At 26.7% G+C, this 1,419-nt stretch carries 2 protein-coding genes; one reads left to right on the top strand and one right to left on the bottom strand.

Annotation, left to right across the window (positions count from 1 at the left end; genetic code table 11):
• A partial coding sequence (kwaB, locus tag V7083_RS20030) for an anti-phage protein KwaB (protein WP_335481237.1) occupies positions 1-586 on the top strand: 586 nt, incomplete at its 5' end.
• 327 nt (positions 587-913) lie between these two features.
• On the opposite strand, the gene V7083_RS20025 is transcribed toward kwaB, so the two are convergent.
• The coding region (locus tag V7083_RS20025; protein WP_335481235.1) for a hypothetical protein at positions 914-1,419 on the bottom strand (506 nt) is incomplete at its 5' end.

Raw genomic sequence — 1,419 nt, 5'->3', positions numbered from 1 at the left:
ATATTATAACGATAATACATTAATATCATATAAAAGAAACTTTCCAATTAATTTATATAAAAAAGATAGCAAGGGGATACCTTTAATTAAATTGGGAAACGCAACTAGATTTAAAGAAATGTCTGATGACGTTTTGAGAATATATCCTGATTTCGATTTCTTCCGTTTAAATGATCATTTATTTATAAAGAATATAAATATTCTTGAAAAGTTTTTTAGTTTTCACGATGTTATTAAGGCAACTGCAGAGAGAACAATAAATGAAATAGAAGCTGCAAATTTAATTGAAGACATAAATTCTCTAGAAGAAATGAAAGAAGACATTACTTTTGCTCGTAAACTAACTAAAATTGGAGTACATTCACCAGTCCTTAACAGAATTCCGGCAGATACTATTATTAAATTTGTTAATACTTATCCAACATTAAGAGGTAAATTTGAATTTAATGATGATAAATCAAGAATAAGGCTAACAACAAAAAAATCCAAAAATTTATTTTTGAAATTACTAAATGATGATTTCCTTCAATCTCAATTAACTGAGCTTCACTATGATAGTTTAGCAAAAGAAGCTGTCGAGGTATAACTTCTTTTATTAATAGGAACTAATCCATTCTAGGGATGTTTAAAACCTGAATATATAGGAACCTAATTGCTTAACAGTAATCTTTATAAATGCACTCATACAGAAGATTGAAACAGCCTAACCTTCTAAAAAGTAGGCTGTTTCCATTTCCTATAACAATTTCTAAAATACTCAACAATGTTGTAAGTGTTGTCGTGATGCAGTTTCTTTAGGTTAAATTTCTCAAGATGAAATATAACTTATTTAATAATAATAGAACATAAAACACAATTAATAACACTTGTCTTTTTAAATATAGAGAACAGTATTGTATATACTAATAACCTCTTAATTGCCTCTTAAAAACCTATTTTTTCTTTCCTCTTCTGCATACTGCATTAATTGTTCTATTCTAGTTGCTACATATCTTTTTATAGGTATTAATTTTATTCCCAAGTCGATTTCATTTATTATATTTAATATTTGTCTCCAGTCAGTAGCCTCTAAATCGCTTATCAACTGATCTCCACTAAAACTTCTACTTGTTTTTAGCCACCAAATCTTGGAGAACACATTCAAGTCTTGATTGTTACTTACAAAAGTTTTTACTACATCATAAAACCATTCATTTCTCGTATTATGAATTATATCCATAATCAAATTCATCTTTTTAATATTTTGATGATTCTTTTTTATATACTCCAATATAAACTCTTTAGCACGCTCTAAATTTCGATTTTCTATATCATCAAAAAACACATTACAAAAATGTTTAATAATACCTAAGTACAGCTCTTTATCTAAAGTAAAATCAAAAACCTTTTCTAAGGAATTCTCTATATTTTCTATATCCC

It is taken from the genome of Bacillus sp. JJ1764, assembly GCF_036962145.1.
Taxonomy (GTDB): Bacteria; Bacillota; Bacilli; order Bacillales; family Cytobacillaceae; genus Neobacillus.
The sequence above is the reverse complement of the archived record's forward strand: the minus strand, read 5'-3'. Positions and strand labels throughout refer to the sequence as shown.